Origin of the sequence: Sagittula sp. P11 (assembly GCF_002814095.1) — a bacterium.
Lineage (GTDB): Bacteria > Pseudomonadota > Alphaproteobacteria > Rhodobacterales > Rhodobacteraceae > Sagittula.
Map to the genome: position 1 here is coordinate 4,079,995 of NZ_CP021913.1, position 15,028 is coordinate 4,095,022.

Annotated in this window: 16 protein-coding genes; 10 read left to right on the forward strand and 6 right to left on the reverse strand. The window is 65.7% G+C overall.

The annotated features are described in order from the left end of the window. Window positions 1-32: 32 nt before the first annotated feature. From CDO87_RS19655 to CDO87_RS19670, 4 genes are all read left to right on the forward strand, one after another. Window positions 33-1,124, forward strand: coding sequence for a UDP-3-O-(3-hydroxymyristoyl)glucosamine N-acyltransferase (locus CDO87_RS19655; protein ID WP_100930349.1), 1,092 nt, complete (start codon window positions 33-35; stop codon window positions 1,122-1,124). Window positions 1,125-1,158: 34 nt separating this feature from the next. Next, window positions 1,159-1,419, forward strand: coding sequence for an acyl carrier protein (locus CDO87_RS19660; protein ID WP_100930350.1), 261 nt, complete (start codon window positions 1,159-1,161; stop codon window positions 1,417-1,419). Beyond that, on the forward strand, window positions 1,416-2,624 hold the full coding sequence (locus CDO87_RS19665) for a beta-ketoacyl synthase (protein WP_100930351.1): 1,209 nt from the start codon (window positions 1,416-1,418) through the stop codon (window positions 2,622-2,624). Before CDO87_RS19660 ends, CDO87_RS19665 begins: the two co-directional genes overlap by 4 nt. Before the next feature lie 180 nt (window positions 2,625-2,804). Further along, a complete protein-coding gene (locus tag CDO87_RS19670; RefSeq protein WP_198521766.1) occupies window positions 2,805-3,302 on the forward strand; it encodes a ferritin-like domain-containing protein in 498 nt (165 codons plus the stop codon). A gap of 307 nt (window positions 3,303-3,609) precedes the next feature. On the opposite strand, the gene mnmA is transcribed toward CDO87_RS19670, so the two are convergent. Further along, window positions 3,610-4,749 (reverse strand): tRNA 2-thiouridine(34) synthase MnmA, encoded by a 1,140-nt coding sequence (gene mnmA / locus CDO87_RS19675; protein WP_100930353.1) that lies wholly within the window; start codon window positions 4,747-4,749, stop codon window positions 3,610-3,612. A 122-nt stretch (window positions 4,750-4,871) separates the two neighbouring features. On the opposite strand from mnmA, the gene CDO87_RS19680 reads away from it, so the two are divergent. From CDO87_RS19680 to CDO87_RS27450, 5 genes are all read left to right on the forward strand, one after another. Next, entirely contained in the window at window positions 4,872-5,144 is a 273-nt protein-coding gene (locus CDO87_RS19680) for a DUF1153 domain-containing protein (RefSeq protein ID WP_005857698.1), read from the forward strand. A gap of 99 nt (window positions 5,145-5,243) precedes the next feature. Beyond that, window positions 5,244-5,960: a response regulator transcription factor CtrA gene (gene ctrA / locus CDO87_RS19685; RefSeq protein ID WP_100930354.1), complete on the forward strand. Its 717-nt coding sequence runs from the start codon at window positions 5,244-5,246 to the stop codon at window positions 5,958-5,960. Window positions 5,961-6,027: 67 nt separating this feature from the next. Continuing rightward, window positions 6,028-8,142, forward strand: coding sequence for an NAD-dependent DNA ligase LigA (gene ligA / locus CDO87_RS19690; protein WP_100930355.1), 2,115 nt, complete (start codon window positions 6,028-6,030; stop codon window positions 8,140-8,142). Further along, window positions 8,139-10,229, forward strand: a complete 2,091-nt coding sequence (recG, locus tag CDO87_RS19695) for an ATP-dependent DNA helicase RecG (RefSeq protein WP_100930356.1) — start codon at window positions 8,139-8,141, stop codon at window positions 10,227-10,229. Before ligA ends, recG begins: the two co-directional genes overlap by 4 nt. Before the next feature lie 112 nt (window positions 10,230-10,341). Then, entirely contained in the window at window positions 10,342-10,464 is a 123-nt protein-coding gene (locus tag CDO87_RS27450; protein ID WP_256388380.1) for a hypothetical protein, read from the forward strand. A gap of 204 nt (window positions 10,465-10,668) precedes the next feature. On the opposite strand, the gene CDO87_RS19700 is transcribed toward CDO87_RS27450, so the two are convergent. Further along, complete coding sequence (locus CDO87_RS19700) at window positions 10,669-11,121, reverse strand: iron-sulfur cluster assembly scaffold protein (protein ID WP_100930357.1); 453 nt, start codon at window positions 11,119-11,121, stop codon at window positions 10,669-10,671. Between the two features lie 74 nt (window positions 11,122-11,195). On the opposite strand from CDO87_RS19700, the gene hisI reads away from it, so the two are divergent. Then, window positions 11,196-11,555, forward strand: coding sequence for a phosphoribosyl-AMP cyclohydrolase (gene hisI / locus CDO87_RS19705; RefSeq protein ID WP_100930358.1), 360 nt, complete (start codon window positions 11,196-11,198; stop codon window positions 11,553-11,555). On the opposite strand, the gene gluQRS is transcribed toward hisI, so the two are convergent. The 4 genes from gluQRS to CDO87_RS19725 all read right to left on the reverse strand — a co-directional run bounded on the left by gluQRS (window position 11,552) and on the right by CDO87_RS19725 (window position 14,990). Continuing rightward, the gene (gene gluQRS / locus CDO87_RS19710) at window positions 11,552-12,403 is read right to left on the reverse strand and encodes a tRNA glutamyl-Q(34) synthetase GluQRS (protein WP_100930359.1); all 852 of its coding nucleotides are present in this window, start codon (window positions 12,401-12,403) and stop codon (window positions 11,552-11,554) included. The genes hisI and gluQRS overlap by 4 nt on opposite strands. 173 nt (window positions 12,404-12,576) lie before the next feature. Next, window positions 12,577-12,789, reverse strand: coding sequence for a hypothetical protein (locus CDO87_RS19715; RefSeq protein WP_100930360.1), 213 nt, complete (start codon window positions 12,787-12,789; stop codon window positions 12,577-12,579). Continuing rightward, a complete protein-coding gene (gene trmFO / locus CDO87_RS19720) occupies window positions 12,786-14,144 on the reverse strand; it encodes a methylenetetrahydrofolate--tRNA-(uracil(54)-C(5))-methyltransferase (FADH(2)-oxidizing) TrmFO (RefSeq protein WP_100930361.1) in 1,359 nt (452 codons plus the stop codon). The genes CDO87_RS19715 and trmFO overlap by 4 nt, the downstream gene beginning before the upstream one ends. A gap of 60 nt (window positions 14,145-14,204) precedes the next feature. Then, window positions 14,205-14,990, reverse strand: coding sequence for an enoyl-CoA hydratase (locus tag CDO87_RS19725; RefSeq protein ID WP_100930362.1), 786 nt, complete (start codon window positions 14,988-14,990; stop codon window positions 14,205-14,207). Window positions 14,991-15,028 lie beyond the last annotated feature (38 nt).

Sequence of the window (15,028 nt, forward strand, 5' to 3'; positions counted from 1 at the left end):
GCGGCGCAGGCCGCGAAACGGCAGGAGCGGGCATGGCCTATACCATCCAGGAGATAGCAGCAGCGGTCGGCATGACGGCGCATGGCGACGTGTCGCTGAAGGTGGACGGCGTGGCAGAGCCGCAATCCGCCGGGCCGGACGATATCGCGCTGGCCATGCGGCCCGAATACGCCGCGCGGATCGGCGAAGGGCGCGCGCGGGTGGCCGTGCTCTGGGACGGGGCGGACTGGCAGGGCCTTGGGCTGAAGGCGGCGCTGACCTCTCCTCGGCCGCGGTTCGCGCTGTCGGGGCTGGCCGGCATGATGGACCCGGGGCAGGGCTACGGCACCGGGGTGCACCCGTCGGCGGTGATCGACCCTTCGGCCGAGATCGGCGAGGGCGCGTCGGTCGGGCCGTTCTGCGTGGTCGGTGCGCGCGCACGGATCGGGGCGGGCAGCACGCTCGGCCCGCAATGTTATATCGGCGAGGACGTGACGGTGGGCGAAGGTGCCCTGCTGCACACCGGCGTGCGGCTTATGGCCCGCGTGACCGTGGGCGACCGGCTGATCGCGCACCCGGGCGTGGTGATTGGCGGCGACGGCTTCTCCTTCGTCACGCCGGAGCCGTCCGGGGTCGAGAAGGCGCGTGCCAGCCTTGGCGGCGAGGGCACCGACAGCGCGCAATCCTGGGCGCGGATCGCCTCGCTCGGCGCGGTGACGGTGGGCGACGACGTGGAGATCGGGTGCAACAGCTGCATCGACCGGGGATCGGTGCGCGACACGCAGGTGGGATCGGGCGTGAAGATCGACAACCTCGTGCAGATCGGCCACAACGTGCGTGTGGGCCGCGACAGCATGATCTGCGCGGGCGCTGCCATCGCGGGATCGACGGTGCTGGGCACGAACGTGGTGGTCGGCGGCTGCGCGGGGATTTCCGACAACCTGAAGATCGGCGACCGGGTGATCCTGGGCGGCGGGACGATGGTTCTGTCGAACGTCCCGGAGGGCCGCGTGATGCTTGGCTACCCGGCGATGAAGATGGACAGCCACGTCGAAAGCTACAAGGGCCTGAGGCGCCTGCCGCGGCTGTTCCGGGATGTCGCGGACCTCAAGAAAGCGGTTTCAAAGTTGACGGGGAATGACTAAGTCTCCGCCAACCTGAGGAAGTGGGACCAGGACTATGGACGTCAAGGACAAGGTGATCGCGATCATCGCGGAACAGGCGATGCTGGAGCCTTCGGACATCACGCTGGACAGCACGCCGGAAGGCATCGGAATCGACAGCCTCGGGCTTGTCGAAGCGATCTTCGCCATCGAGGAGACCTTCGACATCTCCATCCCGTTCAACGCCAATGAACCGGAAGCGTCGGACTTCGACATTTCTTCTGTCGGCAGCATCGTCGCCGGAATCGAGCGGCTGGTGGCCGAGAAGACGGCGTGAAACGGGTCGTCATTACCGGGGCGGGGACGGTCAACGCGCTGGGTCAGGACGTGGCCGCGACCTACGAGGCCATGCGCGAGGGCCGGTGCGGCATCGGCCCGCTGGAATTCCGCGACGTCGAGAGGCTGGCGATCCGCATCGGCGGGCAGGTGAAGGGGTTCGAGGCCGAGGCCGTCTTCAACCGGCAGCAGCTTTCGCTTTACGACCGGTTCACCCAGTTCACCCTGCTCGCCGCACGCGAGGCGGTGCGGCAGTCGGGGCTGGAGTTCTCCGGCGAGATGGCGGACCGTTCCGGCGTGGTGCTGGGCAATTCCGGCGGCGGGCTGCTGACCCAGGACGAGAATTACCGCGCGGTCTACGAGGAGGGGAAGAACCGGGTTCATCCCTTCGTCGTGCCGAAGCTGATGAACAACGCCGCCGCCAGCCACGTGTCGATGGAGTTCAACCTGCGCGGTCCGAGTTTCACCGTCTCGACCGCCTGCGCGTCGTCGAACCATGCGATGGGGCAGGCCTTCCAGATGATCCGTTCCGGCATGTGCCACGCGATGATCACCGGCGGATCGGAATCCATGCTGTGCTTTGGCGGGGTGAAAGCCTGGGAAGGGCTGCGGGTCATGTCGAAGGACGCCTGCCGCCCGTTCAGCGCCAACCGCTCGGGCATGGTGCAGGGCGAGGGCGCGGGCGTCTTCGTCTTCGAGGAATACGAGCATGCGCGGGCGCGCGGTGCGGAAATCCTGGGCGAGGTGCTGGGTTTCGCGATGACCTCCGACGCGGCGGATATCGTGATGCCGTCGAAGCAGGGTGCGGCCCGGGCGATTTCCGGCGCGCTGCGCGATGCGCGGGTCGACCGCACCCGGGTGGGCTACATCAATGCCCATGGCACCGGCACCGCGGCCAACGACAAGACGGAATGCGCGGCGGTCGCCGATGTCTTCGGCACCCACGCGGACGACCTGATGATCTCTTCGACCAAGTCGATGCACGGCCACCTGATCGGCGGCACCGGCGCGGTGGAACTGCTGGCCTGCCTCATGGCGCTGAACGACGGCGTGATCGCGCCGACCATCGGCTACGAGGAACCGGACCCGGAGTGCGCGCTCGACGTGGTGCCGAACGAGGCGCGCGAGGCCGAGGTGGACGTGGTCCTGTCGAACGCCTTCGCCTTCGGTGGCCTGAACGCCGTGCTGGTGCTGGGCCGGGCGTGACCCTTTTTCGGATCGTGCGCGCTGCCGCGCGCGCATGTCGTCTCGTCGGCGGCCTTCGGCCTTCTCCTCGGTGATGTGCCTCCGGCGGAGGTATTTTCGCCAGGATGAAGGGGGCCGAGGAACGTATGTGTCGAGCCCCGCGTTTTCCCTTCAATCGAAACGAATTTGAAGGAGGACGACATGACCCTCGAGACATTGCAGGACGTCTACGTCGATCAGCTGCAGGACCTCTACAGCGCCTGTGAACAGGCCCAGAAGGTGATGGACGATCTGACCGCCAAGGCGGAGAACGAAGAGCTGCGTGCCGCGCTGGAGCATGGCAAGAGCGGCATTTCCGACGGGCGCGCCCAACTGGCCGGCCTGATCAAGGCACACGGTGCCGATCCCAAGGGAGAGCACTGCAAGGGTATGCAGGGCTTGGTGGCCGAGGCCCGTGCCCATGCGATCGATGCCGATTTCGGTGACGGTGCGGTGCGCGATGCGATGATCATCACGCAGTACCAGCGCATGACCCATTACGCCATCGCGGGCTATGGCTGCTGCGCGGCCTTTGCCAACCGTCTGGAGCATCTCGACGATGCCAAGACGCTGGGCGGGATGCTGGATGCGGCTTACTCCGGTGATCGTCACTTTTCCGGCATCGCCATGGGCGACGTGAACCGCGCCGCCGCGGAGTGACACGGCGCACGTGTTCTCGGGTTCTCGGCGGCAGTGATCCGGGCCGGTTGATCCGGCGCGGCGCTGTTGCCGGAATGAGGAGAATTCGTTGAAAATATGGGAAAGGCCGGCTGCCGTGGCAGCTGGCCTTTTTTGCGTTTCGAGGCCTTTAGTCTTGGGGACCGGAGGCGCGGGTGGACTGCTGAAAGCGGCGGAAGAGGCTGGATACCCTGTGCTGTTCCGCGATGGTCGCTGCTACGCGTCGTGGTTAAGGACCGGCCGGTTTACTTTGGGGGAAAGGCCGGTCCTCTGAGATATGCGGGCGTCTTCAGTATCCGCGCCAGATCCAGCCGCCGCCGAAGATGCGGCTGTCGTCGGGCGCGTAGAAAACGCAGGCCTGTCCGGGGCTTACGCCTTCTTCCGCGACGACCAGCTCGACCTCTGCAGTGGTGTCCGACAGCGGGCGGATGACCGCCTCGCGCGGGGGGCGGGTGGAGCGGACCTTCACGTCGAGGTGCCATTCCGCCTGCGAGGTGAAGGGCGCGTCGCCAAGCCAGTTGATCTCGCGCACGGGAATGGTCCGGGTGGCGAGCAGCTCCTTCGGGCCCACGACAACCTGCCGCGTCTCCACGTCCAGCCGGACCACGTAGAGCGGTTCGCTCAGGCCACCGATGCCGAGGCCGCGCCGCTGGCCGATCGTGTAGTGGATGACCCCCCGGTGGTCGCCCAGAACATGGCCGTCGACATGCACGATCTGGCCGGGCTCCGCCGCGCCGGGGCGCAGTTTCTCGATGACTTTCGCGTAGTTGCCGTCCGGAACGAAGCAGATGTCCTGGCTGTCGGGCTTGTCCGCAACGGCAAGGCCGTACTTCGCGGCGAGTTCGCGGGTCGCGGCCTTCGACGGCAGGTGGCCCAGCGGGAATCGCAGGAAATCGAGCTGCTCCGGCGTGGTGGAGAAGAGGAAGTAGCTTTGGTCCCGGCTGGCGTCGGCGGCGGAGTGCAGCTCTGGCCCGCGCACGCCGGTCTTGCGCTGGATGTAGTGGCCGGTGGCCATGCAGTCGGCTTCGAGGTCCTTGGCGGTTTCCAGCAGGTCCTTGAACTTCACCCGTTCGTTGCAGCGGATGCAGGGCACGGGCGTGGCGCCGCCGAGGTAGCTGTCGGCGAATTCCTCGATCACCGCTTCTTGGAAGATGTTTTCGTAATCAAGGACATAATGCGGGAACCCCATGTCCTCGGCCACGCGGCGCGCGTCGTGGATATCGATCCCGGCGCAGCAGGCGCCCTTCTTGGCGAGTGCCGCACCATGGTCATAAAGCTGAAGGGTGACACCGACCACGTCGTAGCCTTCCTCCTTCAGCTTCGCGGCCACGACGGAACTGTCGACGCCGCCGGACATGGCAACGACGACTCGCGTCTCGGACGGCGGTTTGGGCAGCCCCAGGCTGTTGAGGGGGGCGTCTTTGGGCATTGGACGATCTCCGGTGAATGGCCGGAATATAGGAAAAATCGAAATACTCTCAAGGGATGGTTTCAGGCGTCGTTAAGTCCTGTGGGGCTTTAGTCCCCGCACCCTGGTTCGGAGGTAACGGGATGTATCTCAAGAAGATCGATGGCCCGCGCGCCGTGAAGCTGCCCGATGGCTCGACCATGACACGTGCCGACCTGCCGCCTGCATCGACGCGCCGCTGGGTGGCGTCGCGCAAGGCTGCCGTGGTAAAAGCCGTCCAGTACGGGCTTCTGACACAGGACCAGGCGAAGGACCGATATGCGCTGAGCGACGAGGAACTGCTTGAATGGGTGAAGGCCGCCACCCAGTTCGGAGAGGACGCGCTGAAGGTGACACGCGTCCAAAAGTATCGTTAGTGGAAAGTACGAATTGTTCTTGGGCCCGGGTATGGTAACAAGGCGTTAACCTTTTTGGCTCAGGTTATCCGCAGCCCAAGTACACCCTGGAGACTGCACATGCGCATTTTGTTGGTGGAAGACGACCCGACCACTTCGAAAAGTATCGAGTTGATGCTCAGTCACGCGAACCTGAATGTCTATTCCACCGACATGGGCGAGGAAGGCATCGATCTGGCAAAGCTATACGATTACGACCTGATCCTTCTCGATCTGAATCTGCCAGACATGAACGGCCACGAGGTGCTGCGCCAGTTGCGCGTGGCCCGCATTGATACGCCGATCCTGATCCTGACCGGCGAGGACGACACGCAGTCGAAGATCAAGGGATTCGGTTTCGGGGCCGACGACTACATGACGAAACCCTTCCACCGGGATGAACTGGTGGCCCGCATCCATGCGATCATTCGCCGCTCCAAGGGGCATTCGCAGTCGGTGATCCGGACGGGCAAGGTGTCGGTCAATCTCGACGCCAAGACGGTGGAGGTCGCCGGCAAACCTGTTCATCTGACCGGCAAGGAATACCAGATGCTCGAACTTCTCTCTCTGCGGAAGGGCACGACCCTGACGAAGGAGATGTTCCTCAACCACCTCTACGGCGGCATGGACGAGCCCGAGCTGAAGATCATCGACGTCTTCATCTGCAAGCTGCGCAAGAAGCTGTCGGAAGCCACCGGCGACGACAACTATATCGAGACCGTGTGGGGCCGGGGCTACGTTCTGCGCGATCCCGATCCGTCCCAGGACGAACCGAAGGCCATCGCCGCAAACGGTTGAGCGGCTGGACCTCGGGTCTGACCGGCCCTATCACTCCATGGACGACAGGGCGTCCGAGGAACTGGGCATGAGCGATACAGAGGTCGGTCAGTTGACCGAAGATCAGGCGCGCGAAGAGCTTCGCGCGCTTGCCGACATTCTGGGACAGGCGAACCGCGCGTATCATGCCGAGGATGCGCCTGAACTGTCGGACGCCGAATACGACCGCCTGAAACGTCGCAACGCGGAGATCGAGGCGCGCTTTCCAGAACTCAAGCTGGCCGACAGCCCGTCGGAGCAGGTGGGCGCGGCTCCGGCGGACGGGTTTTCCAAGGTCCGTCACGAGGTCAGGATGCTGTCGCTGGCCAACGCCTTCGACGACGAGGATATCCGCGACTTCGACGACAGCATCCGGCGCTACCTTGGATTGGGCGCGGACACGTCGCTGGCCTTCACCGCGGAACCGAAGATCGACGGGCTGTCGCTGGCCTTGCGCTACGAGAAGGGCAAGCTGGTGCGCGCGGCGACCCGGGGCGATGGCTCCGAAGGGGAGAACGTCACCGCCAACGCCCGGACCATCGACGACATCCCCACCGACCTGACCGGCGCGCCGGAGGTGCTGGAGGTCCGCGGCGAAGTCTACATGAGCCACGCGGATTTCGAGGCGCTGAACGAACGGCAGGCCGCGCGCGGGGGCAAGACATTTGCCAACCCGCGCAACGCCGCTGCGGGGTCTTTGCGCCAGCTTGATGCGAAGATCACCGCCGAACGGCCCCTGAAGTTCTTTGCCTATGCTTGGGGCGTCCTGTCCGATCCGCTGGCGGACACTCAGAAGGGCGCCATCGATCGGCTCAAGGCCCTGGGTTTCCAGACCAATCCGCTGACAGCGCTCTGCGACGGGCCGGAGGAGATGCTGGACCACTACCGCAAGGTCGAGGCGCAGCGCGCAACGCTTGGCTATGACATCGACGGCGTGGTCTACAAGGTGAACGATCTGGCCCTGCAGGAACGGTTGGGCTTCCGGTCCACCACACCCCGTTGGGCCATCGCCCACAAGTTCCCGGCGGAACTGGCATGGACGCGGCTCGAAGCCATAGACATCCAGGTCGGGCGCACCGGCGCGCTGTCGCCCGTCGCCCGCCTGACGCCCGTCACGGTGGGCGGTGTGGTGGTGTCGAACGCGACGCTGCACAACGAGGATTACATCGCCGGACGCGACAGTTCAGGCAACGAGATTCGCGGCGGCAAGGACATCCGCATCGGCGACTGGGTCCAGGTCTACCGCGCAGGCGATGTCATCCCGAAGGTGGCCGACGTCGACCTGTCGCAGCGGCCAGACGATGCGCAACCCTATGTTTTCCCTACGGAATGCCCGGAGTGTGGCTCTGACGCGATCCGCGAGGAGGGCGATGCGGTGCGTCGGTGTTCCGGCGGGTTGATCTGCCCGGCGCAGGCCGTGGAGAAGCTGAAGCATTTCGTCGGCCGGTCGGCCTTTGACATCGAGGGACTGGGCGCCAAGCAGGTCGAACAGTTCTACGCCGACGGGTGGATCAAGGAACCGGCAGACATCTTCACCCTGCGTGAACGCTACGGTTCGGGCATCCAGCAGTTGAAGAACCGTGAGGGCTGGGGCGAGAAATCCGCGCTCAACCTGTTCAGCGCCATCGACGAGCGGCGGCGCATCCCCCTTGGGCGGCTGATCTTTGGCCTGGGCATCCGGCACGTGGGCGAAAGCGCGTCGAACCTTTTGGCACGGCATTACGGAACGTGGGCAACCTTCGAGGCCGCGATGAAGGACGCCGCCCCGATGGAGGGCGAGGCCTGGGATGACCTCCTGTCGATCGACGGGGTGGGCACGGTTCTGGCGCAATCGCTGGTCTCCGCCATGAACCAGGAGGCGGAGCGCGCGTCGATGGACCGGCTTGTCGCGCATCTGGAGGTCGAGGAAGCGGCGCGGCCCGATACCGAAGGTTCACCCGTCGCGGGCAAGACCGTGGTGTTCACCGGCACGCTGGAACGCATGACCCGGGCGGAGGCGAAGGCGCGGGCGGAGGCGATGGGCGCCAAGGTCTCGGGCAGCGTCTCCAAGAAGACCGACATCGTGGTGGTCGGGCCCGGCGCAGGCTCCAAGGAAAAGAAGGCGCGCGAGCTGGGTCTGACGGTGCTGGACGAAGACGCATGGCTGGAGCTGATCGGCGGATGAGCGGGCGGCCGGAACCGCTCTGGCCGCTGTTCGCCGACCTGAAGGGCCTCGACGGAATCGGGCCGAAGACGGCGCAGACGCTGGCAGGTGCCGGGATCGAGGCGCCGCGCGACCTGCTGTACACCTTGCCCTACAGCGTGACGGACCGCCGGGTGCGCGACACCGTGCAGGGGGCGGACCTGCCGGCGACCCTGACGGTGGAGGTGCTGATCGGGCGACACTGGCCGCCCCGCACCCGCGGCGGCGCCTACAGGATCGAGGTCGACGATGCCAAGGTCCGGTTCCAGCTGGTGTTTTTCCGCGGCAACTCCGAATACCAGCAGAAGCTCTTTCCGACCGGTCAGCGCAGGCTGGTTTCGGGGCGGGTCGAGCTGTTCGATGGCGTGCCGCAGATGGTCCACCCGGACCACGTCCTGCCGGTCGACGAAGCAGAGAGCCTTCCTGCGTTCGAACCGGTCTATCACCTGACCGGCAACGTCACGCAGAAGCTGATGGTGCGGGCGATTGCCGACGGGCTGACCCGTGTGCCCGACCTAGAGGAATGGATCGACGCGGCGCAACTGGCGAAAGAGGGATGGCCCGGGTGGGCAGAAGCACTAGCCCGGGTCCATGCGCCGGAAGGGCCGGAGGATCTGTCGCCGACTGCGCCTGCGCGGGCGCGGCTCGCCTATGACGAGCTGATGGCGCACCAGTTGACGCTGGCCCTGGCCCGCGCGGCGCGGCGCAAGCGGCGCGGGATCGAGACGAAGGGCGACGGGCGGTTGCAGGCCCGGGTGCTGGCCGCTTTGCCCTACGAGCCGACCGGGGCGCAGAGGCGGGCCATCGGCGAGATCCTGTCCGACATGGCGCGCCCCGAACGCATGAACCGGCTGCTGCAGGGCGACGTGGGCGCGGGCAAGACGCTGGTGGCTCTGATGGCCTTGCTCAACGCGGTCGAGGCGGGCGGGCAGGGTGTGATGATGGCCCCGACCGAGATCCTCGCCCGCCAGCACCTCGAAAGCCTGCGACCGCTGGCAGAGAGCGCGGGCGTTGTGCTGGAAATCCTGACCGGGCGCGACAAGGGCGCGGAACGCACCGCAAAGCTGGATGCCCTGGCGCGCGGCGACATCCAGATCCTCGTGGGCACGCACGCGGTGTTCCAGCCGGATGTGGTCTTTGCCGATCTGCGGCTGGCTATCGTGGACGAACAGCACCGCTTCGGCGTCCGTCAGCGGCTGGAGCTGGGCAAGAAAGGCGCGGGCGCAGACGTGCTGGTGATGACCGCGACGCCGATTCCGCGCTCGCTGGCTTTGTCGCAATACGGCGACATGGACGTGTCGATCCTGGACGAGAAGCCGCCGGGCCGGACCCCGGTGAAGACCGCGCTCCTGTCGACGGAGAAGATGTCGGAGGTGGTCGACCATCTGCGCAAGGCGGTGGCGGAGGGGCGGCAGGCATACTGGGTCTGCCCGCTGGTCGAGGAAAGCGAAAGCTCCGACCTGATCGCAGCGGAGGCGCGGTTTCAGCGTCTGCGGGCGGCCTTGGGTGAGGGCGTTGTCGGGCTGGTGCACGGGCAGATGCCCCCGGCCGAGAAGGACGCGGCCATGGCGCGCTTCGTTTCGGGCGAGACCAGCGTCCTGGTGGCGACGACGGTGATCGAGGTAGGTGTCAACGTGCCGAACGCCTCGATCATGGTGATCGAACGGGCCGAGATCTTCGGGATCGCTCAGCTCCATCAGTTGCGGGGCCGGGTTGGGCGCGGCACCGCGGCCTCCACCTGCCTGCTGATGTACCAACCGCCCTTGTCGGAAACCGGGATGAAGCGGCTGACGACCCTGCGCGAGACCGAGGACGGCTTCCGCATCGCGGAGGTCGATTTGGAGATGCGCGGGGCGGGCGACCTGATCGGCACGGCGCAGTCGGGTCTGCCGAAGTTCAGGGTCGCGGACCTCGAACGGCAGGCGGCGCTGATGGAGGTGGCGCAGTCGGATGCGCGGCGCCTGCTGGCGGACGATCCGACGCTGGAAAGCCCGCGCGGACGCGCCGCCCGGTCGCTGCTCTGGCTGATGCGGCAGGACGAAGCGATACGTCTAATCGAGGTAGGCTGACTGCTGTTCCGGCCCGTGTTCTCGTTAATTCACATTTTGTTCTCATTTAGTTCTTTACTCATGGTTAAGAATGTGAGAACAAAGGGTCAACAACGGAACACGGAGTGACCCAATGCTCGACATCGTCAAGACCGCGCTCAACCGTCAGGATGGAACGCTTTGGCAGGACACCCTGGGTGCGATCAGCCTTGCGGTGATCCTTCTGGGTGCGCTTCACCTTCCGTCCCTGATCTGAGTTTCTGCCCGCGTGTACCGGCCCGGCTTGCCGCGTCTCTGTCCCGACGCGCACTGCCTGTCCCCTTCGGTTTCCTGCCTGTAACCGAATTTGCCTGACCGGTTCCGACACGCTCCTGACCGCCGCCTCCCGTCCCGGAGTGCGGCGGTTTTTTATGTCACGAAAGCGGGGGTGCGATGGGCGGCCAGGGGCGCGGACAGGCCGTCACGCGGTGCGCGCGGCTTCGGCCTGATGGGCGGCCTCGCTAGCCGCGTCGAGCGTCAGCATGATCGAGGCATGGCGGTTCTTGTAGGCGGCGGCGGGGCGCAGCACCTCGAGCCCGTCGAAGGGCGCGGGCGGCGTCGGGCCGTCCTGTTTCAGCATCTCGCGCAGGGCATCGCGCGCCGTGTCGATCTCTTCGGCGGTGCGCCCGATGATGGCGCCGCCGACGACAGAGGCTGCGGCCTGACCGAGCGCACAGGCCTTCACATCCTGCGCGAAATCCGCGACGCGCCCGTCCTCCATCGTCAGATCGACGGTCACAGTCGATCCGCAGAGCGGAGAGCGCTTCTTCACCGTCGCCCCCGGCGCGTCGAGACGTCCCAGATGAGGGATGTCGGCCGCCAGTTCGAGGATGCGTCCGGAGTACAGTTTGATCAGATCGGTTTCCGCAGTCATGCCTTTGGCTTTCGCTTGCCTTGGGTTCCCAATACATAGGGGGCCGAGCGTGGCAAGCAAAAGGTTTTTCATCCATGTCCTTCGATCCTGCGACCTTGGTCTATGACGCAAACGGCCTGATCCCCTGCATCGCCCAGCAGGAGGACACCGGCGAGGTGCTGATGATGGCGTGGATGAACGCCGACGCCGTCGCCCGCACGCTGGAGACCGGGCGTGTCACCTATTGGTCGCGCTCGCGCCAGGCCTTCTGGGTGAAGGGCGAGACTTCCGGACACACGCAGGCGCTGGTCGATCTGCGGGTGGATTGCGACCGGGACTGCCTGCTTGCGGTGGTCCGGCAAGAGGGGCCCGCCTGCCACACGAACCGCCGCTCGTGCTTCTTCACCTCCGTCACGGGCGAGGCGGAGACGGAGCTGATGGCACCGATGATCTAGAGCCCGACGAGGGCGCGGATGTCCTCCGGCGTCTTTCCGTCGTCGCGGTAGGTGGCGATGGCACGGGCATCGTCGCGCTTGGCCAGCCGCTTGCCCGCCTCGTCACGGATCAGGCGGTGGTGATGGTAGACGGGCGTCGGCAGGTCCATCAGGGACTGCAGCAGCAGGTGGATCTGTGTCGCGTCGGCAAGGTCTTGGCCACGGACCACGTGGGTGATGTCCTGCGCAGCGTCGTCAAGCACGACAGACAGGTGATACGATCCGGGAAAGTCCTTTCGGGACAGTACGATATCGCCCACATTTGAGATCATGTGTTCGGCAGAGACATGTTTCGGCCCGGGGTTCACGCCGGTTTCGAGGTAGCCGAACACCGGGCGCCCCGCCAGCGCCCGCGCCATGTCGAGCCGCAGCGCCACGCCTTCGGGCATCGGGCCGGTGGGGGGCGCGGAGGGGCGGCAGGTTCCGGGATAGACGGGGCCGTCCGGCCCGATCTTCGGCTCCGCGCCTTCCTGCGGGGCGCTGGCTGCCTCGGCAATATCGCGGCGGGTACACGTGCAGGGATAGAGCACCCCGTTGTCCCACAGGGCCTTGAGCGCTGTCATGTAGGTCGGCAGCCGGTCGGTCTGCCGCATGGGTGGTTCATCCCACGTGATCCCCAGCCAGGTCAAATCGGCGTAGATCTGGTCTTCCCATTCGGGGCGGGACCGGGTGGTGTCGATGTCCTCGATACGCAGAAGGAACGTTCCATCTTCGGCCCGCGCTTTGTCATGGGCGACCAATGCGGAATATGCGTGCCCGAGGTGAAGGGGGCCGGTCGGGCTGGGTGCAAAGCGCGTTCTGAATTTCACGTTTTTCAGGTGCTTAAATGGTTGAGTTCAAGTTGACTTGTGGCGAGTCACATTGGCTGTCGGAGCCTGAAGGGCCGTGTTCCGCTTGTGCCCGGATCGTCGGGGACCCCACAAGAAAAACGCGCACCCACGGTCAAAGGGTGCGCGTGCAACAAGGGTCGCGTCAAGGCCTGTCAGTCGTCGCGGCGTCCATAGCGGCGCGCGCGGCGCTCTTCACCAGCTTGGTAGATCAGGATCCACGCGAGGACGATGAACATCGGGTGCGTCAGGCCGCCGGAGAAGATGATGGCGGGCACCCAGATGATGAAGACGACGATAGACAGGATGATCCGCCCCAAAAGCAGGATCGACAGCGGGGGCAGGAACAGGGCGAGGACGTAGTTCATGCGGGCTCCTTCTGAGTGGCGAGCCAGCGGCTCCATTCTTCCTTGGCGCGGTCGGTGTAGCCCTTGTAGCGCTCCCGCCGGCCCTTGCGGCCTCCACGCAGCCCGTCGAGGGGGCGGAACAGGCCAAAGTTGACGTTCATCGGCTGGAAGGTCTTGGCCTCTGCGCCGCCGGTGATGTGGTGCACCAGCGCGCCATGGGCGGTGTCCTGAGGGACGACGGGCAGCGGCTGGCCGAGGATCTCGGCGGCGGCCATGCGACCGGCCAGAAGTCCCATCGCGGCGGATTCCACGTAGCCCTCGACCCCGGTGACCTGACCGGCGAAGCGGATGTTCGGCTTCGACCGGAGGCGCATCTGCGCGTCGAGCAGGGTCGGCGAGTTCAGGAAGGTGTTGCGGTGGATCCCTCCAAGGCGGGCGAAGCTTGCATTTTCAAGCCCGGGGATCATTTTAAAAACAGAGGCTTGCGCGCCGTACTTCATCTTCGTCTGGAAGCCGACGATGTTGTAGAGCGTCCCGAGCGCGTTGTCGCGCCGAAGCTGAACCACCGCGTATGCCTTTTCCTCGGGCTTGTGCGGGTTGGTCAGGCCGACGGGCTTCATCGGGCCGTGGCGCAGGGTTTCGCGTCCGCGCTCGGCCATAACCTCGATGGGCAGGCAGCCGTCGAAGTAAGTGGCCGTCTCGCCGTCGTGGAACTCCGTCTTGTCGGCGGCGAGGAGCGCGTCGATGAAGGCCTCGTACTGCGGCTTGGTCATCGGGCAGTTGATGTAGGCCTTCTGCTCTTCCTCTGTCTCGCCCTTGTCGTAGCGCGACTGGCGCCAGGCCACGTCCATGTCGATGCTCTCGGCATAGACGATGGGGGCGATGGCGTCGAAGAAGGCGAGCCGGTCGGCGCCGGTCTCTGCCTGAATCGCGGCGCCGAGCTTTTCCGAGGTCAGCGGGCCGGTGGCAAAGATCCATTGGCCCTCGGACGGCAGCTCCGACACCTCCTCGTGGCTGATCGCGATATTGGGGTGGTCGGTCAGCGCCTTGGTGATGGCTTCGGAAAACGGGTCGCGGTCGACGGCCAGTGCACCGCCCGCGGGCAGCCTGTGCCGGTGCGCGGTTGTGATGATCAGCCCTTCGGCGGTGCGCATTTCCCAATGCAGGAGGCCCACGGCGTTCTGTTCGTCATCGTCCGAGCGGAAGGAGTTGGAACAGACCATTTCCCCCATGTTGCCAGTGCGATGCGCGAAGGTCTTCACGTGCGGGCGCATCTCGTGGAGGACCACGGAAACGCCCATGTTCGCCGCTTGCCAGGCCGCTTCCGACCCGGCCATGCCGCCGCCAACGATGTGGAGTGTATCTGTCTTTGCCATGCGCGGGAGGTAGGCGAAGTCTCGGGGATTTCCAAGTGTGCTTTATGGAATTCCGCCGGGTTACTTCGCCCAGTCCGGCGCGCGCTTCTCGAGGAAGGCGCTGATCCCCTCGTCGGTGTCGCGCCACAGCATGTTCTCCACCATGACCTCGCCGGTATAGGTATACGCCTCGTCCAGCGGCATGCTCATCTGGTCGTAGAAGGCGGATTTGCCGATCTTGACCGCGGCGGAGAGTTTCGAGGCGACGGTTTCCGCCAGCGTCCGTGTCGCATCGGCCAGCTCTGCCTCGGAAACAGCGGCGTTGATGAGGCCGGTGGCCTCGGCCTCTTCGGTGGTCATGAAGCGGCCTGTGGTCAACATCTCGAACGCCTTCTTGCGGGGGATGTTGCGCGAGAGGGCGACCATGGGGGTGGAGCAGAACAGCCCGATGTTCACGCCGTTGACGCCGAAGCGCGTGCCGCGCGCGGCCACCGCCATGTCGCAGGAGGCGACCATCTGGCATCCGGCGGCGGTGGCTATCCCGTGGACCTGTGCGATGACGGGCTGGGGCAGGCGGGTCAGCCCGGTCATCACGGAGGCGCAGCGCCGGAACAGGTCTGCGAAGTAGGCGCGCCCGTCGTCATCGGCCTGCCGGGCCGCCTGCATCTGCTTGAGATCGTGACCCGCGCAGAACGCCCGCCCTTCGCCAGACAGGATCACGACGCGCGTGTCGCGGTCCTCTGCCAGTGCATCGATCTGGTCCTGAAGGGCAGCCAGCATCTCGTCCGACAGGGCGTTGAGGTTCTGCGGCGTGTTCAGGCGCAGGTGGGCGATGTGGCCGGTGTCGTGGCGTTCCAGAATGGGCATCTTGTCCTCCCTTTTGCGGCAAGGTTAGCTGTCGCGAC

Excerpts from the sequence above, each read along its gene's own strand:
- CDO87_RS19655 (WP_100930349.1), top strand. The coding sequence starts at position 33 with ATGGCCTATACCATCCAGGAGATAGCAGCAGCGGTCGGCATGACGGCG.
- CDO87_RS19660 (WP_100930350.1), top strand. The coding sequence starts at position 1,159 with ATGGACGTCAAGGACAAGGTGATCGCGATCATCGCGGAACAGGCGATG.
- CDO87_RS19670 (WP_198521766.1), top strand. The coding sequence starts at position 2,805 with ATGACCCTCGAGACATTGCAGGACGTCTACGTCGATCAGCTGCAGGAC.
- mnmA (WP_100930353.1), bottom strand. The coding sequence starts at position 4,749 with ATGCCCAAAGACGCCCCCCTCAACAGCCTGGGGCTGCCCAAACCGCCG.
- CDO87_RS19680 (WP_005857698.1), top strand. The coding sequence starts at position 4,872 with ATGTATCTCAAGAAGATCGATGGCCCGCGCGCCGTGAAGCTGCCCGAT.
- ctrA (WP_100930354.1), top strand. The coding sequence starts at position 5,244 with ATGCGCATTTTGTTGGTGGAAGACGACCCGACCACTTCGAAAAGTATC.
- ligA (WP_100930355.1), top strand. The coding sequence starts at position 6,028 with ATGAGCGATACAGAGGTCGGTCAGTTGACCGAAGATCAGGCGCGCGAA.
- recG (WP_100930356.1), top strand. The coding sequence starts at position 8,139 with ATGAGCGGGCGGCCGGAACCGCTCTGGCCGCTGTTCGCCGACCTGAAG.
- CDO87_RS27450 (WP_256388380.1), top strand. The coding sequence starts at position 10,342 with ATGCTCGACATCGTCAAGACCGCGCTCAACCGTCAGGATGGAACGCTT.
- CDO87_RS19700 (WP_100930357.1), bottom strand. The coding sequence starts at position 11,121 with ATGACTGCGGAAACCGATCTGATCAAACTGTACTCCGGACGCATCCTC.
- hisI (WP_100930358.1), top strand. The coding sequence starts at position 11,196 with ATGTCCTTCGATCCTGCGACCTTGGTCTATGACGCAAACGGCCTGATC.
- CDO87_RS19715 (WP_100930360.1), bottom strand. The coding sequence starts at position 12,789 with ATGAACTACGTCCTCGCCCTGTTCCTGCCCCCGCTGTCGATCCTGCTT.
- trmFO (WP_100930361.1), bottom strand. The coding sequence starts at position 14,144 with ATGGCAAAGACAGATACACTCCACATCGTTGGCGGCGGCATGGCCGGG.
- CDO87_RS19725 (WP_100930362.1), bottom strand. The coding sequence starts at position 14,990 with ATGCCCATTCTGGAACGCCACGACACCGGCCACATCGCCCACCTGCGC.